This window comes from Stenotrophomonas sp. SrG (genome assembly GCF_050031795.1).
GTDB lineage: Bacteria > Pseudomonadota > Gammaproteobacteria > Xanthomonadales > Xanthomonadaceae > Stenotrophomonas > Stenotrophomonas rhizophila_A.
In genome coordinates this window covers 1-244 of sequence record NZ_JBNBBE010000857.1, presented here as the reverse complement: position 1 = coordinate 244, position 244 = coordinate 1, and the positions used below count along the sequence as shown (strand labels likewise).

1 pseudogene is annotated in these 244 nt (G+C 69.3%); it reads left to right on the top strand.

What is annotated here, in order from left to right:
- Nucleotides 1-199, top strand: a pseudogene (gene pilO / locus ACQG3P_RS21960) (type 4a pilus biogenesis protein PilO); the annotation flags it as partial.
- Between the last annotated feature and the right edge of the window lie 45 nt (nt 200-244).

Below are 244 nucleotides of genomic sequence, written 5' to 3'. Positions count from 1 at the left end.
CTCGCAGACCGCGCTGTCCAGCGGCCTGGTCAACGCGCTGTTCCAGCCCGGTGAGGACGTGCCCAAGGAGTTCGACGCCGAAAAGCCGATCGCCCTGCGCATGGTGGGCAGCTACCACCAGTTCGGTGCGTTCGGCAGCGGCGTGGCTTCGCTGCCGCGCGTGGTCATCCTGACCATGCACGACATCAACCTCGAGCCCTAGGACCCCAAGCCCGGCATCACCGCGCGCGGCGGCGCGCTGGAC